The sequence below is a fragment of the Arthrobacter sp. PTI12 genome, assembly GCF_056679915.1.
Genome location: NZ_CM155256.1, coordinates 2,123,713 through 2,146,630, shown reverse-complemented (window position 1 = coordinate 2,146,630; position 22,918 = coordinate 2,123,713). Strand labels below are relative to the sequence as shown.

Genomic DNA, 22,918 nt, shown 5'->3' with positions numbered 1-22,918 from the left:
TGCTAAGCCTCCCGCCCTGAGACCGAGCGCGACGCGATGATGTCCTCGGCGGCTTCCGCCAGCGTTCGTTCGGGGATTCGCCGCGCTCCCGCACCGTTGACCGTGTAGACCACGGGCCAGAGCTGGCGCACGACGTCCGGGCCGCCCGTTGCGGAATCGTCATCTGCCGCGTCATACAGGGCTTCCACCGCCACCTTCACGGCGTCGTCTTCCCCGAGGTTGGGCTTCCACAGCTTCTTGAGTGCACCGCGGGCGAAAACGGAACCGGAGCCGACGGAATGGTGCTCCTGCTCCTCGTAACGGCCGCCGGTGACGTCGAAGGAGAAAAGTCGTCCGACCCTGCGGGTGGTATCGAAACCAGCGAAGAGCGGCACAACGGCCAGGCCCTGGAGCGCCAGCGGCAGGTTTGCCCTGATCATGGCGGCAAGGCGGTTCGCTTTACCGTCGAGGCTCATCCGTGTGCCCTCGATTTTCTCATAGTGCTCCAGTTCGACCTGGAACAATCTCGTGATATCGAGCGCGATTCCAGCGCTTCCGGCGATCCCGAGGACCGAGAACATGTCCGCCGGAAAAACCTTCTCAATGTGGCGGCTGGCAATGATGTTGCCCATCGTTGCGCGCCGGTCACCGGCCATCAGCACGCCGCCCGCATAGGTGAGCGACACGATGGTTGTGGCGTGCGGCGCGAGGTCAGCGCCACCGGCCGAATGGTTCGCTGCATCGCGGGCGGAGGGAAGCGCGGCTGGATTCTGTGCGGCGATGTAGTCGGAGAAAGAAGTGGAGGCGGCCCGGCCTATGGTTGCGGCCGCGTCTTCCGGCAGCATGCGCTACTGTCCACCCTTCTGCACGAATCCCCGGACGAACTCTTCCGCGTTGGATTCAAGTACGCCGTCGATCTCATCCAGAAGGTCATCTACACCTTCGGTCTGGCTGCTGTCCTGCGACTGAGCGGCGGCAGGCGCCTGCGCAGTGTCGACGGTGGCCTCGTCCTGCTCCTCGGGGCGTGATCCGGTGTTCCGCTGGTCCTGTGTTGCCATGATGAGAGCCCTTCTCTTCGGCCTGTTGTCGGCTACTTCTATGGTGCCATGCTGGGTTCCGGACCGCCCTGCAGCCGGGACACAAATTCCTCCGCCGTCCGCGAACCGGCGAACAATTCCTCCGTCAACGCGGCTGTCCCGCGAAGTGGTTCGCGCGTCTGGATACGCTGAAGTCTTCGCTGCGACGGCAGTTCGAAGATAATGGAATCCCAGCTCGCACCAACCACTTCCTTCGGGAAGGCGGAGATACAGCGTCCGCGAAAGTAGGCCCGCGTGTCCGTGGGCGGATCCGTGACTGCCGCAACGACGTCGTCGTAGCTCACCAGGCGTTCCATTGCGTTCCTGGCAGCGAGACGGTAATAGATACCCTTGTCCGGCCTGAGATCCGCGTACTGCAGGTCGATAAGCGCCAGCCGTGGATCTTTCCAACCGAGGCCATCCCGGTCACGGTATGCCTGTAATACTTTCAGCTTGGCGACCCAGTCCACCTGACCGGCAGCTTCCATGGGATCTCGACGCAGCGTTTCAATCAGGGACTCCCACCGGGCAAGCACATCCGCTGTTTGTGCATCTCCCCCGCCCTGGGCGGTCACTGCGGACAGTGCAGCTTCGAGATACATCTGCTGAATGTCGAGGGCTGTCACCCTTCGACCATCGGTGAGTCTGATGAGGTGACGCAGGGAGGGGTCGTGACTGACCGCCTGCAGTTCCCGGACCGGTTCGGCAATTTCCGGGATGGGAACCAGCTCATGTTCGATCAGCGACAGAATAAGCGAGGTAGTTCCGAGCTTCAGATAGTTGGATACCTCGCTCAGATTCGCATCACCGATGATGACGTGCAGTCGGCGATACTTCTCGGCGACCGCGTGCGGCTCGTCCCGTGTATTGATGATCGGCCTGCGGACGGTGGTTTCCAGACCGACTTCATTCTCGAAGAAGTCTGCCCGCTGGCTCAGCTGGAAACCGGGCTGCTGATTGAGGGAACCTAGACCCACCCGTCCCGCTCCGCACATGACCTGGCGGGTCACGAAGAACGGGATCAATGCGGCGGCGATCCTGCCGAAGGGAACGCTTCGGGGTACAAGATAGTTTTCGTGGGACCCGTACGAAACACTCTTGCTGTCGGTGTTGTTCTTGTAGAGGATGACGGGCGCGAAGCCGTGGGTAGCCGCGATACGGGCCATGGCGCGCTGCACAACAACGTCTCCGGCACGATCCCAGCGCACAACATCCAGCGGGTTCGTTACCTCCGGACTTGAGTACTCCGGGTGGGCGTGGTCCACGTAAAGCCGCGCGCCGTTACTCAGGACGAGGTTCATCAGCACCGCAGCATCTTCCGAAGGATCGGTGCCGCCCTGGTCAACGAGGGCGACCTCCTCCGCCGTGAGCACTGGGGGTTCATCGGTGAGCTGGGAAGAGTCAGCGACGGACCGTCCCATCTGCCAGCCGCGGGCGTCGGACAGCGGGGCTTCGTCCGTGTAGTCCCAACGGGTACCGGCGAGATTCCCCAAACCTTCGCGCAGTGTTGCAGCGTACGCGTTCACAACCTGTGTGGAAAGCACGGTCGCATTCGCATCGGAGATACCGGGAGCGATGATTCCGTATTCGGTTTCAGTGCCCATGACACGGTGGACGGTCAGAGGCGGCACATCGACTGTTGATGCAGCAGTGGATGAAGGTTCCGTCACAGATACTGCCCGGTGTTGGCGGTGGTTTCGATGGTCTTGCCCGGTTCCTGCCCTGCCTTGCCCTGCACGATGGTCCGGATGTAGGTGATGCGCTCACCCTTCTTGCCCGAGATGCGCGCCCAGTCATCGGGATTTGTGGTGTTCGGCATGTCCTCGTGTTCGCGGAACTCGTCCACCACGGCTTGCAGCAGGTGCTCGATTCGCAACCCCTTCTGACCGTTCAGCAGGAAGTCCTTAATTGCGCTCTTCTTCGCGCGGTCCACGACGTTCTGGATGACTGCGCCGGAGTTGAAGTCCTTGAAGTAGAGCATCTCCGTGTCACCGTTGGCGTAGGTCACCTCCAGGTACTCGTTCGATTTCTCCGTCGAATACATCTTCTCCACAGTGCGGCGGACCATAGCCTGGATGGCGGCAGCGGTGCTGCCGCCGTATTCGGCGAGATCATCCCTGTGAAGGGGTAGGTTGCCGGTCACGTACTTCGCAAAAATCTCCGCCGCACCCTCGGCATCCGGTCGGTTGATCTTGATCTTCACATCGAGGCGTCCCGGGCGGAGGATGGCTGGATCGATCATGTCCTCACGGTTCGAAGCACCGATCACGATGACGTTCTCGAGCTTCTCGACACCGTCGATCTCGCTGAGCAGCTGCGGCACGATGGTTGTCTCTACATCGGATGACACTCCGGTACCGCGCGTGCGGAACAGCGAATCCATTTCGTCGAAAAAGACGACAACGGGCGAGCCGTCCGATGCTTTCTCACGTGCACGGGCAAAAATCAGCCGAATGTGCCGTTCCGTTTCACCGACATACTTGTCCAGCAGCTCGGGACCCTTGATGTTAAGGAAGTAACTGCGGGTTTCCTCTGATCCGGTACGCTCGATTGCCCTCGCCGCCAACGAATTGGCTACGGCTTTGGCGATGAGCGTTTTGCCGCACCCTGGCGGACCATAGAGCAGAATCCCCTTGGGAGCCTTCAACCCGTGCTCGCGGTAGAGGTCCGGGTGGAGGAAAGGCAGCTCGACGGCGTCGCGAATCTGCTCAATCTGCGGTCCCAGACCTCCAATATCCTCGTAAGCAATGTCAGGCACTTCTTCGAGAACGAGGTTCTCCACCTCAGAACGTGCAATCTTCTCCAGCGCATAACCAGTCCGGTTGTCCACGGACAATGCATCCCCGACACGGATCTTCTGCTGCTGCAATGGGCCGCTCAACCGGACTACGCGCTCTTCGTCGGCGCGCCCGATGACCAGAACCCTGTCCTTGCCGAGCAGTTCCTTGGTGGTCACCAGTTCGCCGGCGCGCTCGAATGAAAGCGCCGCGACGATTGTCAAGGACTCGTTCAGCAGAACTTCCTGCCCGGGCATCAGCTGGTCCATGTTCACAAGCGGACTGACAGCGACCCGCAGCTTCCGGCCCGACTGGAAGATGTCAGCGCTGACCTGTTGTGCGGCCTGAGCACCGTTAGCCTCGCCGGACGAAATACGGGCGTTCACTTCGATCACAGTCGCGAAGCTGAAGGGCGCGGCCCCCTCCTTTTCGAGTGCCGCCTTGAGCCGAACAATTTCGGTCCGGGCGGCTTCCAGCGCCGAAACAAGCTTGGAGTTGTTCTGCGTAGCGGACGCCAGTTGTCGATCAATGTGCCGAAGCTTGTCCCGTAGAACATTGATCTGGCGCTGCGCAACTGCCAGCTGTCCGTCGGTCGGAGCCGGGTTGGCATTGGGCGCGGACCGAGGCGTTCCGGACTCATTACTCGATGTATCCAACGCGATCGCCACCTTCACCGTTGTCTGTTGCGTTCTCTTTTGACCATAGCGCAGTGCACATCGGATTATGCCGAAAGTGACAACTTCGTCATCTCGGAAGCGCTCGGGTCAGTCGGTCTGCCGCGACGCCTCGGATTCACGCCGGAACTGCGCCTCCTCGGCCGACAATGCGCCGCGCTGGATGGTCGAACTTGCATCACGCGCGACCCGCCGCAGCCGTTTGTCCGACACTGAGCGCTCGCCCACCGCCTGCGGCGTCCAGGCGTTGAGGTCTTCTTCACTGAATCCGGTCTTCGACGGTCGGCGCTTCGTGCTGATTCCGGTCACTCCGTGCGCGAGACGGCGGGTAATGAGCAGGAATCCGGTATGCGCCACCATGCGGTGGTCGGGGCGCACAGCCAGTCCTTCAAGGTGCCACCCACGCACCATCGACTCCCACGCGTCCGGTTCAGTGAACCGGCCATCGGCGCGGATCGACTCCGCTGTCCGGGAAAGCTGGGTAACGGTGGCCACATAGCTGATCCACACTCCGCCCGGTGCCAGCACGGTGGCGACGGCGTCAAGGCACTCCCATGGCGCGAGCATGTCCAGAACGACGCGGTCAACGCTTCCCGGCTGCTCCGTTTCCAGAACCTGCTCCTGGAAATCCCCGAGCGTGATCTGCCAGGCGGGATGTTCGCCGCCGAAGATCGTTTCGACATTGCCTTTGGCGATGTCCGCGAATTCCTCGCGGCGTTCGAACGAGTGCAGGTATCCGTTGTCACCGACCGCACGGAGCAGCGAGATGGACAGTGCACCCGAACCCACACCGGCTTCCACTACCCGGGCTCCCGGAAAGATGTCTGCCATGGTGATGATCTGACCGGCATCCTTGGGGTAGACAACCGCAGCGCCGCGAGGCATCGACAAGACGAAGTCGGACAGCAGCGGGCGGAGTGCCTGATACTGGCCGCCGGTGGTGTTGGTGACGATCGTTCCTTCAGGAATGCCGATCAGCTGGTCGTGGCTGAGAAACCCCTTGTGAGTGTGGAATGCACCGCCCGGAGTCAGGGTAACGGTGTTCATTCGCCCCTTCTCGTCGGTCAACTGTACGCGCTCACCGGGACGCAGCGGCCCGCGGCGGGCTGCCGCGCCGTGGGGTTGCGGCGCAGAGCGCTGGTTGGACGGAGCCTCATCCGTCTCATGCTGGCTGGTGTTCATGGAGTCCTCCGGTGGTTCTGCTGAGGCAACCTGACGGCGCCCGTGTTCGTGGGTATGCGTAGTGTCAGTTACTGCCTGGTTGAGCACGGCCTGTGATAGCCGCGATGACAACGGACTGATGCAGAACACCGGTGACCGACCCTTGCCGGTCTGTCACCGCGTACTCACTTCCGGCGAGCCTGGCCAGATACTGCACCAGTTCCTGCCCTTCGGCAAATTCAGGCACGTAGGCGCCCGGCGCGAGCGCGCGGGCGACAGCATTCGCCGACGTACCCTCGGCCTGCGTATCGGGGACGGCCGTCAACGCGCCTTGGTCCACCACCGCTTCCGGCAGCCCATCCGGGCTGGTCAGGACGACCTCGTGCCCTGGCCGGTCGGCGAGCAGCCGCCGGACCTGCTGGACGGAGGTTCCCGCCGGGACGCTCACCGCGGGACGCTTCAATCTCCCTGCGCTGACTTCGGGTAGTCTCAGCCGCATCTGAGCGTTGGCTATCGCTGAGCTGGCCCCGAGCCATAGGAAACCGCCCATAACGACGGCGACAATCACCGTGACGGTGCTGGGTTGGGAACCGCCAAGAAGTGGCACCAGCACAACGGCAGCAACGAGGAGGACGGCGATAGCCCTCCCTGTCCAGCCGGCGGCCACCGTTCCTTTTTCCTGGCTGCCGGTAGCACGCCAAACAGCAGATTCGACGATCCGTCCGCCGTCGAGGGGCAGGCCGGGCAGTACGTTGAAGGCCGCGACAAGGAAGTTGGCCCAGATCAGTATATTGGCCAGGAGATTTAACACGCCGGTTGGTTCGATGATGACCAGCGCTCCCCACCCGGCGACAGCAAGGACCAGGTTGGCTGCGGGTCCCGCCATGGCAACGACCAATGACCTGCCGGGGCTGGCGGCGAAGTTTTCAAACTGGGTATGTCCGCCCCAGAGATTCAGGACGATACGCGTGGTCGGCCACCCGAACCTTCGGGCTGAGAGCGCGTGTGCAAGTTCATGTATGAGGACGGACGCTGCGAGCAGGACGGCATAGGTGAGGGCAACGCCGTACGCGCCCAAGCCAATGGCAGGGTACAGGTCTGCCACCTGCGGGCCGAAGACGATGACCACGAAAGCCGTGATGATGAACCATGACCATGCCAGTACAACCGGAATACCGAAGATCCGCCCTAGCGGAATACCTTCCTGGCGCACGGGCTCAGGGCGTCGTGACCTATTCACGCAGTTGCCCTTTCGCCTGTAGCGCGTCCAACGTGGAAGTGGACGAGGTCTTCAACATCTTCCACGGTGCGTCCGGCGAGGCTGGTCCACTGGTGGTCAGCGGATTCAGCGGGCAAGGCAACGAAGTGCGGTACGCCAAGGGTGACTACTCCCGCGGCCCTGGCTGATGTGACCCCGGGAAGGGAATCCTCGATGGCCACCACGCGCTCCTTGTGTAGCATGCGACCTTCCGAGAGGAAGTCAAAGGCCCTCTGGTATGCCTCGGGATCAGGCTTTCCCCGGGCTACCTGGTCACCGGTTACCAACAATTCGAACGCACCCTCCGGCAGGTGGCGTGACACCTCGAGCGCCAATTGCTGCTCGGACATCGTGACCAGTGCACAGGGAATCCCGGCCTGCCGCAGGGCGGTCAGGAGTTCGCGGGCACCCGGACGCCACGGAACCGACTCGCTGACCCTTGCTGTCACCTGTGTCGTGAGCGTGTCAATGATCTCGCGCACGCTCAACCTGACACCAGCGGCCTGCAACACGCCGGCCGAAAAGGTGAGTGCCTGGCCTACCAGGCCCGTTGCCTGCTCATCGGACCAGGATCCGCCGTGGGCGGCGACCAGCGCACGCTCAGCTTCAATCCAGTACGGTTCGGTATCCACGATCGTGCCGTCCATGTCCCACAGCACAGCCTGAAGAATGCGCTCCGCGGGAGCACGGTGCTCGGCACGCTGTCCGTTATCTGAGGGCACAGCCGTATTGCTGAAAGGGGTGACCATTCCTCAAGTCTACGGGGCCACGCAGGGCCGGTCGGCGGGTCCGCTCTGCGCGAAGCTGCGTTGGCGCGCCTGACACGACAGCGGCGGAGGATTAGGGTGAAACGGTGAGTACGTTCGAAGACAACCAGACTCAGGATGTTCCTGACGGCATTCCCGGCCTGTTCCCGGAGACGGAAACCGGAGGAAGAGTCACGGTCATGCTCGCCGCGTTCGAGGGATGGAATGATGCCGGCGAAGCTGCCAGCGATGCTCTGAAGTTTCTCGGTACGCAGTGGGGCGGGGAAAAGATCTCGACCATCGATGCCGACGAGTTCTACGATTTCCAATTCACCCGGCCCGTCATCAGGCGCAATAGCTCCGGACTGCGGCGCATCAAATGGCCCACCACCCGCATCAGCAAGGCCTCAGTGCCTGAAAGTAACCTGGACGTCATCCTGGTCCACGGTGTCGAACCGTCCTACAAGTGGCGCGGATACACAGCCGAGCTGGTGGGTATGGCCAAGGAACTCGACGTCGACTGCCTTGTCCTGGTCGGTGCGCTCCTCGCGGATGTGCCGCACACCCGTCCGATTCCGGTCACGGTGTCTTCCGACGACGACCTCATTCGCGAGTCGCTCAACGTCGAGGCCTCCACCTACGAGGGACCGATCGGCATTGTGGGAGTGCTTGCGGAGGTGGGCCAGCTCGCTGACATACCCACCCTGTCCATGTGGGCGGCCGTCCCCCACTATGTCGGACAGTCACCGTCCCCGAAAGCCCAGCTCGCCCTGTTGAACCGGCTTGAAGAACTACTCCGCGTCGGCCTGGACACGCAGGCACTCGCAGAGGAAGCCGAGGCATGGGAGCGGGGAGTGGATGAGCTGTCCACTGAGGACCCGGAGGTTGCGGCATACGTGCGCCAGCTCGAGGAGGCAAAGGACACCGCTGACCTTCCGGAGGCAAGCGGCGAATCAATTGCACGTGAGTTTGAGCGTTACCTCAAGAAACGCCGTAAGGACTAGTCCTTCAGCCGGATCCCCAGCAGCGCGTCGAAAGCGTCAGCAGCCAGCTGCGCGCCTGAGTCTGTTCCTGCGAGGTGCGCTGTTTCAGCGCACCAGCGATCCACTGCCAGCAGGGCCGCCGGAGCATCAAGGTCATCCGTCAACGCCGCCCGCATCGCTCCGACAAGATCCTCTACCGATTCCACCGTTGCTCCGGCGAGTGCGGCCCGCCACGTATCCAGCCTATAGCGCGCGGTATCCAGACCGATCGATGTCCACGACCAGTCGGAACGGTAGTGGTTCGCGAGGATGGCGAGGCGAATGGCAGCTGGATCGGTCCCGGCTTCGCGCAATGCAGAGACCAGCACCAGATTGCCTTTGGACTTGCTCATTTTCTCGCCGTCAAGCCCTACCATGCCCGCATGCGCGTAGTGGCGAGCAAGCGGACGCCCGGAAATGGCCTGCGCGTGGCCAGAGCTCATTTCGTGGTGGGGAAACATCAGGTCCGCTCCCCCGCCCTGCACCGCGAAAGGCGCCGGGAGATGCTGGAGCGCAATCACCGAGCACTCGATGTGCCAGCCTGGCCTTCCGTCGCCGAGGGACGCACCGTCCCACGCCGGCTCCGACGGCCGGGCGACCCGCCAGAGCAGGGGGTCGAGCGCATTGCGCTTTCCCGGTCGGGCAGGATCGCCACCGCGATCGGCGAAGGTGGGAATCATCTCGTCTTCGCCCAGATGCGAGATGAAGCCCAGCTTCCACTGCGTTTCTCCGACGGCGTCCGATAGTTCCGTTGCCTGGTCGACGGAGAAGTACACATCGCCGTCGGGGTCGGTTTCGGAGCCCGGAACGCGGTACGCGAGGTCGCGCTTCAGCAAATCCTCGATGACCGGGACAATGGCAGCGACGGATTCGACTGCTCCCACGTAGTGGGCGGGAGCGAGGACGTTGAGCGCTTCCATGTCCGCTCGGAAAAGGTCCGTTTGCGAGCGGGCGAGATCCATCCAATCGACGTTGGTGGCGCTGGCGCGCTCGAGCAGCGGATCATCTACGTCTGTCACGTTCTGGACGTAGTCCACCGCGGACCCGGCATCCCGCCAGAGCCGGTTCAGCAGGTCGAATGCCACGTAGGTGGCCGCGTGGCCCATATGCGTGGCGTCGTAGGGTGTGATTCCGCAGACATACAATCCCTGTCGCTGCCCAGCGGGAAGCTCTATGAAGCGCTTCAGGGCGCTGTCCCACAGGCGAATGGGAGGAGGGCTGCCGGGCAGGCCCGGAACGGTCCGGGAATTCCAGGAAATCACTGTTCTACCTTACGGGGTTGGATGTTGGCGATCGGCGCGACAGACGCGTCACGCGGTAATGACGCCGAAGCCGAGAAGCAGGAAGATTACCAGGCCGAGGACGATCCGGTACCAGACGAAGACGCCATAACTGCGGGTGGAGACGAACTTCAGGAACCACCCGATGATGACGTAGCCCACCCCGAAGGCGATGACGGTTGCGAGGAGGGTCTCCAGGCCGCCATAGGGACCGGGCGTCCCGGCACTCTTGTAGAGCTGGTAGAGACCGCTGCCAAAAACTGCGGGGATGGCGAGCAGGAAGGAGTATCTCGCGGCCGCTTCGCGCGTGTAGCCCATCAGCAGTCCGGCAGTGATCGTTCCACCCGAGCGGGAGACACCGGGAATAAGAGCGAGCGCCTGCGCAAGCCCGTACAGGATTCCGTGTTTGTAGGTCAGTCGGTCAAGAGTCAGCCGTTGGCGGCCAACGGCGTCTGCAACCGCGAGGATCACGCCGAAAACGACCAGCATGGTAGCCACCAGCCACATACTGCGGAACGTACTTTCGATCTGCTCCTGGAAGAGCAGCCCGAGGATGACGATCGGCAGGCTGCCGAGGATGACCAGCCACCCCATTCGAGCGTCCGGGTCGTTCTGCGCGGTTTTGCCGGTGAGGGAGCCGAACCACGCCCTGATGATTCGGACGATGTCCCGCCAGAAGTACACGATCACCGCGGTTTCTGTCCCGAGCTGGGTAATCGCCGTGAAAGCTGCCCCCGGGTCCTGTGCCCTGGGCAGAAGCTCTCCGGCGATTCGCAGGTGTGCACTTGATGAGATTGGCAAAAATTCGGTAAGGCCCTGAACGAGGCCCAGGACGGCCGCTTCGATCCAATTCACAGATAAGACCCTACGTCACCGTGCCGGGCCTACCCTTCAATGAGTCCTCGCCTTCGCCGCTCGCCCGCACTCGGCGCGGGTCCCTCGGCCAGTAGGCTTAGGCGTATGCAGTGGCGAAACGCGGGCGGTAGCGGACAACTGGTATCAGTGCTCGGCCTCGGGACAATGACCTGGGGCAGCGACGTTGACGAAGAAGCGGCGCGGGAGCAGTTGCGCCTGTTCGTCGAGGCCGGCGGAACGCTGATCAGCACGGCCGCACGTTTCTCTGACGGACAGTCAGAGGCGGTACTTGGATCGCTGCTGGGCGATCTTGTTGCGCGCTCAGAGGTGGTCCTTGCCGTGTCCGGCGGCATTCCGCGGCACTGGTCCGAGGGACGCCTCGACGCGTCCCGAAAAGGCTTGCTGGATTCCCTGGATGCTTCGCTTTCGCGCCTGGGTACCGACAGCGTTGATATCTGGATGGCACCCGCTACCGGTGCGAACATACCCGTAGAGGAGACGCTGGCTGCGCTCGAATACGCCTACAGGTCGGGCAAGGCACGCTATGTAGGGGTGACCAATTACACAGGTTGGGAATTGACCCGGTTATGTTCAACGGCGGGGTTTCCCCTTTCGGTCCACGAGACGGAGTATTCACTGCTCAGCCGTCGCCCGGAGGACGAGGTGCTACCGGCTTCGGACGCTCTCGGAGTGGGAACGCTCGCATGGGCACCGCTTGGACGCGGTGCACTGACAGGCAAGTATCGATCGCAGCTGCCGTCTGACTCACGTGCCGCGTCCGATGAGTGGGCCGGCTACCTCGAACCGTACCTGTCAGGGCGAGCAGCGCGCATTACTGAAGCGGTCGCCACCGCCGCGAGAGGTTTGGAACTTTCACCCGCCGAAGTAGCGCTTCGCTGGCTTCTCCAACGCCCCACCGTCGCCTCGGCCGTGCTCGGAGCACGCACTGGCGCGCAGTTGAAGGAACTGCTGGCATGCTCGCTGGCGCCTCTTCCTGCGCAGATCTCCGAGGTGTTGGACGAGGTCTCCGCGCCACGCTGAGCGCTCACATCCCGAAACGGTCTCGATGCGGCGTCGCGGCCGAAAGCTGACGGCCAGGTCAGGAGCCGCTGGCCGGTTCCCGCACTCCATTTCCGCTGCTGCCCTCTTCGTCATCTTCCTCGTCGTCTTCGTAGATGACGAGGGGAGTCACTTCGCCGTAGGCGTCATACAGCGATTCCTCGTACGCCTCAAAAGAATCGGCGATGGAAAGATAGGCGGCTTCGACCGCGGGATCATCCTCTCCCCTGCGTGATGCTGCCGCGGCGAGGTGTTCTTCCAGTGCGGAAACCAGCGATTGCAATGCGACACGCGGATCGATGCTCATGGTCTAGACGTTATCGGTAAAGTGAAGCAAATTGGAGGGAAATGCGCGAACAATTTCTGAACTCAACCGCCATTCGGAAACGGGATTACGGCCGCCAGTATGAGTACCTCGTGCTCACCGTCAACGCCGGCGAACCACTCTCCATGGCGCGCCAGCTACTGACTGAGCATGCAGAGTACGGCAAGTGGGAACTGGAGCGGAGCTGCATTTACATAAACGGTCACCGACGCTTCTGGCTACGGCGCAAAGTGCTCCGGGTAGAGCGCACCGCCTGAGCAGTGGTTCTTACTGCTGCTCAGGACCAAGCCACGCCGATGCAACCGTGCGGCGCGCCGACTCCAGGTTGGACGGATGAAAGAAACCCGCTGCTACGTCCCGCGAGATGCGACTGATCTCGCTGTCATTGGAGTAACCCTTTCCGCCGGATAGAAACACTGCCGCGTCCACCAGTTCGCGGGCGGCGCTCGTGGAGTGAATCTTCAGCGCCACCAGTTTAGCGAACCAATGATCCCCATGAGCTGCCCCGGAATCAAGGTCCGAGGCCAGCAGCCTAATGTGGGCATCAACGCGCTCCCAGCTCATGGCGGCGTCTGCCACGGCTGAACGCACGCCAGGACGCGATGCAACAGGAATTCCATCCATCCCCGGAGCCCGCTGGAGCGCGGCCTGCACAGCCAACTCAAGGGCGCGGTCGGCAATGCCGGCATAGACGGCGCTGATCAGCGTCTCGAACGCCGCAAAGATTGCAAAGACAAGTGGATCCCGATTCGGCCCGACCGGTAGCTTCCGGAAGATCCTTGCCGGTGGAATCACGACGCCGTTCAGCAGGGTTGTGTGGGACTGCGTCGCCCGCATGCCAAGCATGTTCCAGTCCTCCAGGATCTCTGTGCCGGCCGAGCCTCGGGTGACGAATCCGTGAACCAACCGTTCACCGTCTTGATCCATGCACTTTCCGAACACACCAAGCCGGGTCCACACGGGCGAAAGGCTGGTGAAGATTTTGGTGCCCGTGAATGCGTAGCCGCCATCCGGGCGACGCTCTACGACGGTGCTCGAATCAAACAACACCGAATCATTGCCAGGCTCCGAGAGCCCGAAGGCGAATATTTCTCCCGCGGATGCCTCGCTGAGGATGAAGCCCAGCGAACTGTCTCCCTCCTGTGCGAGCAGCCTGGCCACAGCCGTCCAGACCAGGTGCATGTTCACAGCGAGGGCCGTGGCAGGGGCGGCCGATGCCAGCCTGCGTTGGCAGGCCACTGCCTGGGCCATGCCCACGGCTGCTCCGCCGTCGTGCTCCGGACAGAAGAGGCGCAGGTAGCCACGGGAAGCGAGCTCCTCAAAATCTTCCGTGCAAAAAACATTCCGTGCATCGTAGTCCGCCGCACGTGCACGGAACCGCTCGAGGAGATCCGCTGGAAGCATTTCCTCTGCGACGGAACTCATCAGCTGCCTGTGAGTAGACGGTTGAGCACGCGCGCACCGAAGCGGAGTGAATCGGTGGGCACCCGCTCATCCACGCCGTGGAACATGCCGGTGAAGTCGAGGTCATCGGGCAGCCGTAAAGGAGCAAACCCATAACCCGTGATGCCGAGCCGGCTCAGCGACTTGTTGTCGGTTCCGCCGGAAAGAGTGTAGGGCAGCACCTTGGCTCCGGGGTCCTCGGCGAGTAGCGAATCCACCATGCGGTCCACCAGGTTCCCCGCGAACGGTACTTCGAGCGAGACATCCTTATGCTCGTAGCTGACATCCACGGAATCGCCCGCCAGCGACTTGATCGTCTCGAAAACCTCCTCTTCCTGTCCGGGCAGAGTGCGGACATCAACGAGCGCTTCGGCGCTGCCGGGGATGACGTTGTGCTTGTAGCCGCCCTTCAACACTGTGGGGTTGGACGTGTTCTGCAAGGTTGCGCCGACGAAGCGCGCAACGGTTCCCAGCTCCTTCAACAGGATTTCCGGGTTATCTGCGTCGAACTCAACCCCCGTCAGCTCCGTGACGCCGTCGAGGAATTGTCGCGTGGTCGGCGTAAGCTCGATCGGCCACTGATGTTCACCGATGCGCGCTACTGCCCGTGCGAGCTGCGTTACAGCGTTATCGGTATTGATCTGTGAACCGTGGCCTGCGCGGCCGTGCGCCACCAACCGAAGCCAGGAGATACCCTTCTCTGCCGTCTGCAGAAGATATGTGCGTTGGCCGCCGATGATTGCCGAGAACCCGCCAACCTCCGAGATCGCCTCAGTTGCGCCGTCGAACAGTTCAGGTTTGTTGTCCACCAGCCAGGAGGCGCCGTAGTTTCCGCCGGCTTCCTCGTCTGCGAAGAACGCGAAGATGAGGTCTCGTTTGGGCCGTGTGCCATCGCGCTGCATGGAGCGCAGGACGGAAAGAATCATGGCGTCCATATCTTTCATGTCCACCGCTCCCCTACCCCAGATCAATCCGTCGCGCTCCTCTGCACTGAACGGATCGACACTCCAGTCCTCTTTCTGAGCAGGTACGACGTCGAGGTGGCCGTGCACCACCAGGGCTGGAAGGCTGGAGTCGGTTCCTGACATCCGGGTCAGAACGGAAGCCCGTCCGGGGGCTGACTCGAACAGTTGCGCCTCGAGCCCTACCTCTTCGATGAGACCTGCCGTATATTCTGCAGCCTTGCGCTCTCCTGGTCCCTGGTTATCTCCGAAGTTCGAAGTGTCGATCTGGATGAGTTCCCGGCAGATCCGGACAACTTCTTCTTCGGGGGCGACGCCCATTGCAGACCTCCATCGAATAGCGGGTGTTGGGACCAGCCTACCGATGCCGCGTCCGGAGTCTGCCCATGCCGTGTGATTTCCAGCACGTTCAAGCCGGCTTCGGCTTCCGTTGCCTCAGGCTACGGCTATCCTGATGGGCGTCGACGCCACTTCGGGCGCATCACTTACCTTTCTGGGGAGATCATGAAGACCATCAAGATTGCGGCCACCGCCGCCGTCGCCCTCGCTGTGCTCACCGGTTGCGGGGAGTCCACCGACTCTGCCGCCACCGGATCCAACGCGGCGCCCACGGCGGCAAGCTCAACCGCACCTGCACAGAACATCGCCGAGCCTTCTGTCAATGACCTCATGGGCGAACCCACCGCTGACGGCGCCAAGGCTTTTCTGCACCACGTTTTCCAGCTCAAGTCCTATGCCCAGCAGACTGGCGATGTGGAGGCACTGCTCGCCTCGCTGGACGGTGCTGAGGCAGCGGTTGCCAATGCAGAAACAATCAAGGGCATTTACGACGACGGCGGCTGGATTCTGGGCGGGCAGCCCAAGGTGAAGCAAATCCTCATCACGACCGCCGCCGAGGAGGTGGCGGAAGGTGTCGAGGTTGACGCGATGATTCCGGTTAATCCGGATGCCTACACCGAGTTCAATGAGGCCGGCGACGTGGAGGAGACTCGCCCCTTCGATCCTGCCGGTTCAATGTACTCCGCCACCGTGGTGTACTCCGATGGTGCCTGGAAGGCCACCTACCTCGAGGAGACGCCGGACGCGGAACTTCCTGCCACTGAGTAGGACCCGTCCACGCGTTACGCACCCGCTCCCTGCCTTCGACAGGAGCGGGTGCTGCCGTTTAACCAGATCCAAGAGCTGTGATCAAGAGGAAGAACGCCACCGCGAGACCACTGCTTCCGTCCCTGTAGGCCACGTCAACATACCGGCTCACACCTGCGACGAGCAGGCAGATGCCAATCAGGGCGAAGACGGACCCCCCGAGGATCTGACGTTTTCCAGCGGCCTCATTATGCTTTCGCCACGAGTTGGAGATGGAGAGCGACATCCGCTTGTCAAAGTTCCGGTACCACTCCTGGCTCATCGATAACCTCTCATCACGTATTCGGGCGGACCACCCGCCCACTGTAAGCACAAGGTACTCGCAGCAGATGCCCTATCAGTGATTCCGGTGCGCCCATCGAGGGTGTCTATCCTGCCTCCCAGTGTTCCTGAGACACCGCCCGACTGGCGAAGTTTGAGCGCACCGCACCTGTGATGCATCCCATACCGATGCTTCAATGGAGTATCCAACCGGGGGGGAAAATGATGTCTCACACCAAACTGCTCAGCACCGGCGGACTATCGATTGTGGTAGGTCTGACCGCCTCGCTACTTCCATTCGCCGATGTCATCGAAGGTAAGAGCGACGCCCTGGGCATAGCGGCCGTCGTCGCGGGATCGCTCCTGATCGCAGCCGGGGCTGTGGTGACCCTCCTGGGACTGTTGGCCCGCCACAAGGACCTGAGTAGACCGCGTACCTACAGTGAGTTGCCCGATGGCGAGAAGTTTCAGCACAACGCTGGCACGTATCAAGGTGCGCGACACGGAGTGCAGGGGTATTCGTCCGGTGACCCTTGCCCTTAGACAGCGGCGCTCCTGATTCCTCCCGGAGGCCCGCGTCCGCGCCTGGCCGGCGAAGTGCGCAGCCCAGCCGAACCCATGCGATGGGTTTGGCGACAGCATCAACGTGGTCGAGGGCACAAAAAAACCCCGGAAATCCGGGGTTTTTATTGTGCGCGGAGGGGGACTTGAACCCCCACCCTCAATAAGAGGACTAGCACCTCAAGCTAGCGCGTCTGCCATTCCGCCACCCGCGCAGGTGGTGATTTCGAGGCTCAAAACCCTCGAAAGCAGCGAGAAAAACTCTAACACGAGCATGGCCCAAGAGTTTAATCGAGTACCTTCGCGGGAAGCCGGTCCGCGATCGCGCGGATACCAATCAACGTCTCTTCGAATGAGGTGGACAGCGGGGACAGGCCCAGACGGAGTCCATCGGGGCTGCGGAAATCGGGAATGACGCCGTCCTTCCACAGCCCGGGCAGCACCGTTCTGAAAGACTCATGGTCAATGGTTATGTGGCTGCCGCGCTGCGCAGCATCACGGGGCGATGCAACATTCACTCCGGCTGGACCCATCAGTTCGTCGACTGCTTCGATGGCGAAGGAGGTCAGCTTCACCGATTTGGCTCGAACGGCTTCGATACCCACACCCTCGATGAGGTCGAGCATGTCCTGCAGCGCAAGCATCCCGAGGATCGGTGGCGTCCCCGAGATCATGCGGCGGATTCCATCCGCCGGCTGGTAGCTCGAACCCATCCCGAACGGATCGGCACTTCCCAGCCAGCCCTGAATGGGCTGGACGAGATCAGCGAGGTGCCGCCGGGCCACGTAAGCCCAGGCAGGTGCACCAGGCCCGCCGTTGAGGTATTTGTAGCTGCAACCGACCGCGAAGTCCGCCCCACAGGCGTCCAACCGCACAGGCACCGACCCCACAGAATGGCTTAGGTCCCACACAATCAGCGCTCCAGCCTCGTGCACAAGCCGGGTGATCGCTTCCATGTCGGCGATGTGGGCCGACCGGTAGGCAACGTGGCTGAGGACGACGACGGCGGTGTCCGGGCCGAGTGCGCCTGCCACTTCCTCGGGGGTGGGACCAGCGTCGTATGCTGCCTCCACCCAGTGAACCGCCAGGCCGCGGTCGGCTGCGATTCCTTCGACGATGAAGCGGTCAGTGGGGAAGTTGTCCCGTTCGATCACTATGCCCGTCCGGCCCGGGCGAGCGGCGAGTGCTGCTCGAATGACCTTGTACAGCAGGACGCTCGTGGAATCGGCGACGACACACTCGCCGTCCGCCGCACCTAGCACAACCCGCCCGATGCGGTCCCCTATTCTCTGGGGAAGCTGCAGCCACTCCTCGTCCCAGCCACGGATGAGCCTGCCGCCCCACTGTTTCCGCACAAACTCAGGTAGGTGCTCCGTGGTTGCCCTCAGCGGGCGCCCGAGCGAATTTCCGTCCAGATAGGCCGCAATAGCATCGTCGTCGTGGCCTTCAAAGAGCGCGCGGCAGGAGGCCACGGGGTCCTCCGCATCAAGAGTGCGGGCACGGGCAAGCAGGGAGTCGTTCGTCATGCAATCAGTGTAGGTGCGCAACACCGGCTCACCGGTGACGCGAAAGCCGGCCCCACCGCGTGAGGTGGAGCCGGCCTTTCCGGACCGGTAAGCGTTGTGCGCTAGCGGTTGGACGCGTTGGTGTACGCGCTCTGGATGGAGCTTCCGAAGTACGGTCCGTACATGACGTTCTTCTGGGTGTTGTAGCCGAAGCTGTTCACGGAGTTCTGTGTGCCGGACGAGCCCGATCCGATGAACCAGGGCCCGCCGGAAGACCCGCCGGTCATGTCACACGGGATGCCCTGGGACTGTGTGCCGCCGATCCGGTCGCGTGAGGCGGTGCCATAGCAGTTCTTCAGGGATTCCCCGTTGAAGGGAGCAGCTGCGGGATAACCGTAGGCGGTGTAGGTGAGACCGCGGGCGAGGTTGAAGCCGATCCTCGACGCACCCACGGTGGCGGCCAGCGTGCGCCCGTTCAACGGCGCTACAACGGCGAAGGCGCCGTCGTAGCTGATGTCGTTGCGGGAGATCCATTCGCTGGTGGAATGCAGCGACGTTGCCGACCACATGCCGTATGGAGCAGACCCGTTGCTGTAGGCGGGCACGAACACGAACTTGCTTGCCCAGCCGGCGTTGATGTCATAGGTGCAGTGCCCGGCGGTGGCAACGGTGCTTTGATTGAAGCTCTGAACCGAATTGGCCGAGCAGACGTAGTTCTGGCCGCCGAGCGTGAAGAAGACCTTCCCGATATGCGACACCGGTGCAGGGCTACCTGCACGCTTGACCGGTGCTGCCTTGGGCTGTGGTGCAGCGAGGGCATCCGCGCCTGCCTTCGGCATGATGGAGCGGCCCTGCTCCCCCCAGCCCTGTGAGTTGATGGTGTTGCCTGGCTTTGCGTTCTTCATCCGCTCCGGGGTCCAGTACGCCTCAAGCGCATCCTGGGAGTCGGTCTGTGCATGGGAGATGGTGGCCGCCGGCGCCTTCAGCGGCGTCTGCGGAGCGGCCTGGGCCGCCCCGCCGGTCATCAGTGCCGTAGCCATCAGCGTCGATGCTGCGAGAACGGCTGCCTTCAAACCTCGTGAATTCACGAAATTCCTCGTTTCGATCAGTGGTGAACCGTCAGCGGTAGCTGACTTCTGGAGTCTGCACTGTTCGAAAGGCCGATCACAGACCAGGAGACCATCTGGGTTGAAACTGATGGCGAATCAGGCCGTCCCTCTGGACATTGAAGGAGGGTCATGCAATTATTCCTCGCCTGCGCTGTCTCCCAGCCTTTCCATTCGACCGGAAAAATGCTTACGACGACGACGCGGATCCCAGGCGGTCACTTCGGCCCCTTGCCACTGGGCCGTTACTGACCTGTCCATGCCCGCCGACAGGAATACCCTTGAGGGCAGGGTGACCGGAGCCCTGAACTCAACTGTCCAGCGGAAGGGTGTTGCGTCCCCGGGGCCCATCTCTGCCGCCATGCGCGAGGCCAGGTACATGCCATGGGCAATAGGCCGCTTCATACCACTTGCCCGCGCCGAGATCCCACTCAGATGGATAGGGTTGTAGTCACCCGAGACGCTCGCGTAACGCCGCCCGATGTCGCTCGCCAGTGCCCACTGGCGGGTGTGAAATTCCGGTAGTTGTTCGGTCCGGCGCTCGCCCGCGGACGGCACGGCCGTACCCGCCGGCCCGTTCGCCTTGACGCCCTTCGCCAGATAGGTGGACCTGCCTCTCCAGACGGATTCGGAGTCAGTCTTGATGTCAACCAAGACGTCCACCTGGGCGCCGCTGTGATGCGGCAACAGATTTTCGACCCAGGCGGTGACACTCAGGCGTTCGCTGAGCGAAATCGGACGCAGGTGGTGGATGTCGTTACTGAGGTGGATCATACCGAGCAGCGGAAGCGGAAAGTCCGGCCTGGCAAGAACGCTGACCGCCACCGGGAACGCGAGGGTGTGGAGATACCCTGACGGGAGGAACTCTGCTTGCGGGCGGCCCATCAGGCGCTGGAAAGCGTCAAGCTTCTCCTGCGTGGCCGTGACGTTGTCAACCCTGTGTCGCTCTGTCGGCAACGGGTCCGTGGGCGCGGGCCTGCGCAGCGCGTTCCTTGCCTGACGCGCCAGCGCCGCAGCGTAGAGCGTCGGCAGCTTCGGAGGAGCGTCCAAGCGGCGATCCATCAGGCACCTACCAGGTTCTGTCCGCAGACACGCAGGACCTGACCGTTGATTCCGGCGGCATTGGTCGAGGCGAGGAATGAGACCGCTTCGGCTACGTCCAGGGGGAGCCCACCCTGCTGCAGGCTGCTCAGGCGCCGTGCCACCTCGCGGGTGGCGAAGGGAATTCTCGCCGTCATGTCCGTCTCGATGAATCCCGGTGCGACGGCGTTGATGGTGCGCCCGGAGCCCGCCAGGGCATCGGCAGTGGCGCGAACCATGCCGATCACGCCTGCCTTGGACGCTGCATAGTTTGTCTGGCCCCGATTGCCGGCGATCCCGCTGGTGGAGGCCAGACACACAATGCTGCCGTTGCTGTTGAAGTGGTCCGAACTGAGCAACTTTTCATTGATGCGGAGCTGGGACTCAACATTGACAGCGAGCACGGAGCTCCATCGAGCCTGGTCCATGTTGGCGAGCAGCCGGTCTCTGGTGATGCCTGCGTTATGTACCATGATGTCGAGTCCGCCGTACCGGGTGGCAGCGTGCCGAAGGATTCGCTCGGCGGCGTCAGGAGCGGTGACATCAACCTGCAGAGCCGTGCCGCCGGCGTGGTTGGCTACCTGCGCCAGCTGCTCCCCCGCCGCCGGTACGTCCACGGCGATGATGTGCGCACCGTCGCGTCGGAGGACACGGACAATCTCCGCACCAATCCCGCGTGCGGCCCCGGTCACTACAGCCGTGCGGCCGGCGAGTGGCAGTTCTGCAGACTTGGGCGGCGCGCCGTGATCCGACCCTACTGCGATGAACTGCCCGTCCACATAGGCGCTTTTGCCGGAGAGCAGGAACTCGAGTGTCCCTCGGACGCTGGGTGCGTCTGTATTCACACCCTCACCAAGGAGGATCCCGTTAGCGGTCGCTCCTCCCCGCAGTTCCTTCGCCAGACTGCGCAGCGTCCCGTCGACGGCCTGCCGGGCGGCAGCGGTCTGGGGGGAGATTTCGGAGGTGACGGGCCGGGAGATTGTGACGATGCGCCCGCCTGGAAGCAGGTTCCGCAGTCCGTGGCCGAGTTCGAGGAAGACCTCCGACAGCTCGCCGGGGTGTGCTAAATCATCAAGCACAACGACGGCCGCGCCAAACTTCTCCTTTGGCCGGAGGTGCCGACGGACGTCCAGGTTCCACTCGAGCAGTGTTGCAGCCATGTCCTGCGTGCTGCGGGAGCGGCCCAGCACCAAAACCGGCCCCGGCACGAGCGGCGCATCTGGAGCGTAACGGCGGAGCGGGACCGGCCGCGGCAGACCGGCGGCCTTCGCGATCCTGCTGAGAGGCTGGGCGTTGACCAGGTTGAGATAGGTGTCCGTCATGGTCAGCGCGCCTCCAGAATAGCCACGACGCCTTGGCCCCCCGCAGCACAGACCGAGATCAGACCGCGTCCCGAGCCCTTCTCGGCGAGGGACTTAGCCAGCGAAGCGACAATGCGTGCTCCGGTCGCTGCGAACGGATGACCCGCGGCCAGCGAAGAACCGTTGACGTTGAGTTTGGTGCGGTCCACTGTTCCGAGCGCACCGGAAAGACCGAGCTGGGTGCGGCAGAAATCCTCGTCCTCCCAGGCGGCGAGGCTGCTCAGCACGGTGCTGGCGAAGGCTTCGTGAATTTCGAAGAAGTCGAAGTCGTCGAACGTCATGTCGTTGCGTTGCAGCAGGCGCGGCATTGCGTAGACCGGCGCCATCAGGAGCCCCTCCTTGCCGTGCACAAAGTCAACGGCGGCCGCTTCAGCGTCCACAACGTTCGCCAGCATGGGCAGATTGTGTTTGCGCGCATAATCCTCGGAGCCCAGGAGTACCGCCGCCGCACCATCTGTCAGCGGGGTGGAATTACCGGCGGTCATGGTGGCCTCCCCGGTCAGGTTCCGGCCGAATACCGGCTTGAGCGATCCCAGCTTTTCAAGGGAGGTGTCAGCGCGCAGGTTTCCGTCCCTCGAGACCCCGCGGAAGGGCGTGACGAGGTCGTCGAAGAACCCGCGGTCATAGGCAGCGGCCATGTTGGCGTGGCTTGCCAGCGCCAACTCGTCCTGGGCCTGCCTGCTGATGTTCCAGCGCGAGGTAGTGATTGCCTGGTGCTCCCCCATGGACAGGCCGGTGCGGGGCTCCGCCGTTGTCGGGGCATTCGGCTTGAGATCGACGGGACGGAGTTTACGCAGTGCAGCAAGTTTTTGCGGGGTAGACCGTGCGCGCGCAAGTTCAAGCAATACCCGTCGCAGGCCCTCGCTCACCGCTACGGGCGCGTCTGAAGCCGAATCTACTCCACCGGCAATGCCTGATTCGATTTGTCCGAGCTTGATCTTGTTGGAGAGCCCAATCACCGTCTCGAGGCCGGTGGCGCACGCTTGCTGCACGTCATAAGCCGGCGTGTCTGCGGCGAGGGCTGATCCCAGCACCGCCTCGCGGGTCAGGTTGAAGTCCCGGGAGTGCTTGAGGACGGCGCCTGCAGCAACCTCTCCGACTCGCTCCCCCTGTAGCCCAAAACGCGCCACCAAGCCGTCCAGAGCGGCCGTCAGCATCTCCTGGTTGGACGCCTGCGCGTATGGTCCACCCGAGCGGGCAAATGGGATGCGATTGCCTCCAATCACGACGGCGCTCCGCGCGCCGCGTTGACCACTGCTGCTCTGGGGTGTGGCGTTCTGC

23 protein-coding genes and 1 tRNA gene are annotated in these 22,918 nt (G+C 62.7%); 5 read left to right on the top strand and 19 right to left on the bottom strand.

What is annotated here, in order from left to right:
• Window positions 1–2: 2 nt before the first annotated feature.
• The 7 genes from prcB to AC1MBU_RS10280 form a co-directional block, all read right to left on the bottom strand.
• Window positions 3–821, bottom strand: coding sequence for a proteasome subunit beta (prcB, locus tag AC1MBU_RS10310; protein WP_404800679.1), 819 nt, complete (start codon window positions 819–821; stop codon window positions 3–5).
• Between the two features lie 6 nt (window positions 822–827).
• Window positions 828–1,037 carry a ubiquitin-like protein Pup gene (locus AC1MBU_RS10305; protein ID WP_277357132.1) on the bottom strand — a complete coding sequence of 70 codons (210 nt, stop codon included), beginning with the start codon at window positions 1,035–1,037 and terminating at the stop codon, window positions 828–830.
• Window positions 1,038–1,075: 38 nt separating this feature from the next.
• Complete coding sequence (gene dop / locus AC1MBU_RS10300) at window positions 1,076–2,659, bottom strand: depupylase/deamidase Dop (protein WP_471673577.1); 1,584 nt, start codon at window positions 2,657–2,659, stop codon at window positions 1,076–1,078.
• A 62-nt stretch (window positions 2,660–2,721) separates the two neighbouring features.
• Window positions 2,722–4,488 (bottom strand): proteasome ATPase, encoded by a 1,767-nt coding sequence (gene arc / locus AC1MBU_RS10295; protein WP_056549621.1) that lies wholly within the window; start codon window positions 4,486–4,488, stop codon window positions 2,722–2,724.
• Between the two features lie 108 nt (window positions 4,489–4,596).
• A complete protein-coding gene (locus AC1MBU_RS10290) occupies window positions 4,597–5,688 on the bottom strand; it encodes a tRNA (adenine-N1)-methyltransferase (protein WP_346028266.1) in 1,092 nt (363 codons plus the stop codon).
• A 64-nt stretch (window positions 5,689–5,752) separates the two neighbouring features.
• Window positions 5,753–6,907 (bottom strand): site-2 protease family protein, encoded by a 1,155-nt coding sequence (locus tag AC1MBU_RS10285; protein ID WP_277357134.1) that lies wholly within the window; start codon window positions 6,905–6,907, stop codon window positions 5,753–5,755.
• A complete protein-coding gene (locus AC1MBU_RS10280; RefSeq protein ID WP_471671708.1) occupies window positions 6,904–7,674 on the bottom strand; it encodes an HAD family hydrolase in 771 nt (256 codons plus the stop codon). Before AC1MBU_RS10280 ends, AC1MBU_RS10285 begins: the two co-directional genes overlap by 4 nt.
• 149 nt (window positions 7,675–7,823) lie before the next feature.
• On the opposite strand from AC1MBU_RS10280, the gene AC1MBU_RS10275 reads away from it, so the two are divergent.
• Entirely contained in the window at window positions 7,824–8,675 is an 852-nt protein-coding gene (locus tag AC1MBU_RS10275; protein ID WP_277357225.1) for a proteasome assembly chaperone family protein, read from the top strand.
• Here the strand turns inward: AC1MBU_RS10275 and mshC are convergent.
• Window positions 8,672–9,955 (bottom strand): cysteine--1-D-myo-inosityl 2-amino-2-deoxy-alpha-D-glucopyranoside ligase, encoded by a 1,284-nt coding sequence (gene mshC / locus AC1MBU_RS10270; protein WP_479787155.1) that lies wholly within the window; start codon window positions 9,953–9,955, stop codon window positions 8,672–8,674. The two genes, AC1MBU_RS10275 and mshC, sit on opposite strands and share 4 nt — an antisense overlap.
• A gap of 48 nt (window positions 9,956–10,003) precedes the next feature.
• On the bottom strand, window positions 10,004–10,828 hold the full coding sequence (locus AC1MBU_RS10265) for an undecaprenyl-diphosphate phosphatase (RefSeq protein ID WP_277357137.1): 825 nt from the start codon (window positions 10,826–10,828) through the stop codon (window positions 10,004–10,006).
• Between the two features lie 105 nt (window positions 10,829–10,933).
• Between AC1MBU_RS10265 and AC1MBU_RS10260 the strand changes: the two genes are divergently transcribed.
• Window positions 10,934–11,869, top strand: a complete 936-nt coding sequence (locus AC1MBU_RS10260; RefSeq protein ID WP_346028268.1) for an aldo/keto reductase — start codon at window positions 10,934–10,936, stop codon at window positions 11,867–11,869.
• A gap of 58 nt (window positions 11,870–11,927) precedes the next feature.
• On the opposite strand, the gene AC1MBU_RS10255 is transcribed toward AC1MBU_RS10260, so the two are convergent.
• The gene (locus tag AC1MBU_RS10255) at window positions 11,928–12,194 is read right to left on the bottom strand and encodes a hypothetical protein (RefSeq protein WP_277357139.1); all 267 of its coding nucleotides are present in this window, start codon (window positions 12,192–12,194) and stop codon (window positions 11,928–11,930) included.
• A 41-nt stretch (window positions 12,195–12,235) separates the two neighbouring features.
• Between AC1MBU_RS10255 and AC1MBU_RS10250 the strand changes: the two genes are divergently transcribed.
• Window positions 12,236–12,469: a DUF5703 family protein gene (locus AC1MBU_RS10250; protein ID WP_277357140.1), complete on the top strand. Its 234-nt coding sequence runs from the start codon at window positions 12,236–12,238 to the stop codon at window positions 12,467–12,469.
• 10 nt (window positions 12,470–12,479) lie between these two features.
• On the opposite strand, the gene AC1MBU_RS10245 is transcribed toward AC1MBU_RS10250, so the two are convergent.
• Together AC1MBU_RS10245 and AC1MBU_RS10240 are read right to left on the bottom strand one after the other, a co-directional pair.
• Window positions 12,480–13,637 carry an acyl-CoA dehydrogenase family protein gene (locus AC1MBU_RS10245; protein ID WP_479787150.1) on the bottom strand — a complete coding sequence of 386 codons (1,158 nt, stop codon included), beginning with the start codon at window positions 13,635–13,637 and terminating at the stop codon, window positions 12,480–12,482.
• Window positions 13,637–14,938, bottom strand: a complete 1,302-nt coding sequence (locus AC1MBU_RS10240) for a M20/M25/M40 family metallo-hydrolase (protein WP_277357142.1) — start codon at window positions 14,936–14,938, stop codon at window positions 13,637–13,639. Before AC1MBU_RS10240 ends, AC1MBU_RS10245 begins: the two co-directional genes overlap by 1 nt.
• Before the next feature lie 183 nt (window positions 14,939–15,121).
• On the opposite strand from AC1MBU_RS10240, the gene AC1MBU_RS10235 reads away from it, so the two are divergent.
• Window positions 15,122–15,724, top strand: coding sequence for a DUF6318 family protein (locus AC1MBU_RS10235; protein WP_277357143.1), 603 nt, complete (start codon window positions 15,122–15,124; stop codon window positions 15,722–15,724).
• Window positions 15,725–15,782: 58 nt separating this feature from the next.
• Here the strand turns inward: AC1MBU_RS10235 and AC1MBU_RS10230 are convergent, their stop codons facing one another.
• Window positions 15,783–16,025 carry a hypothetical protein gene (locus AC1MBU_RS10230; RefSeq protein ID WP_479787147.1) on the bottom strand — a complete coding sequence of 81 codons (243 nt, stop codon included), beginning with the start codon at window positions 16,023–16,025 and terminating at the stop codon, window positions 15,783–15,785.
• A 224-nt stretch (window positions 16,026–16,249) separates the two neighbouring features.
• Between AC1MBU_RS10230 and AC1MBU_RS10225 the strand changes: the two genes are divergently transcribed.
• Window positions 16,250–16,567 (top strand): hypothetical protein, encoded by a 318-nt coding sequence (locus AC1MBU_RS10225; RefSeq protein ID WP_277357145.1) that lies wholly within the window; start codon window positions 16,250–16,252, stop codon window positions 16,565–16,567.
• Between the two features lie 149 nt (window positions 16,568–16,716).
• Here the strand turns inward: AC1MBU_RS10225 and AC1MBU_RS10220 are convergent.
• From AC1MBU_RS10220 to AC1MBU_RS10195, 6 genes are all read right to left on the bottom strand, one after another.
• Window positions 16,717–16,800: transfer RNA gene (locus AC1MBU_RS10220), tRNA-Leu, on the bottom strand.
• Between the two features lie 72 nt (window positions 16,801–16,872).
• Window positions 16,873–18,111, bottom strand: coding sequence for a kynureninase (locus AC1MBU_RS10215; protein WP_479787145.1), 1,239 nt, complete (start codon window positions 18,109–18,111; stop codon window positions 16,873–16,875).
• 101 nt (window positions 18,112–18,212) lie between these two features.
• Window positions 18,213–19,178 (bottom strand): trypsin-like serine peptidase, encoded by a 966-nt coding sequence (locus AC1MBU_RS10210; RefSeq protein ID WP_277357147.1) that lies wholly within the window; start codon window positions 19,176–19,178, stop codon window positions 18,213–18,215.
• A 156-nt stretch (window positions 19,179–19,334) separates the two neighbouring features.
• The gene (locus AC1MBU_RS10205) at window positions 19,335–20,258 is read right to left on the bottom strand and encodes a MaoC family dehydratase (protein ID WP_277357148.1); all 924 of its coding nucleotides are present in this window, start codon (window positions 20,256–20,258) and stop codon (window positions 19,335–19,337) included.
• A complete protein-coding gene (locus AC1MBU_RS10200; RefSeq protein WP_277357149.1) occupies window positions 20,258–21,598 on the bottom strand; it encodes a 3-oxoacyl-ACP reductase in 1,341 nt (446 codons plus the stop codon). Before AC1MBU_RS10200 ends, AC1MBU_RS10205 begins: the two co-directional genes overlap by 1 nt.
• A 2-nt stretch (window positions 21,599–21,600) precedes the next feature.
• Window positions 21,601–22,863, bottom strand: coding sequence for an acetyl-CoA C-acetyltransferase (locus AC1MBU_RS10195; RefSeq protein ID WP_471673575.1), 1,263 nt, complete (start codon window positions 22,861–22,863; stop codon window positions 21,601–21,603).
• Window positions 22,864–22,918 lie beyond the last annotated feature (55 nt).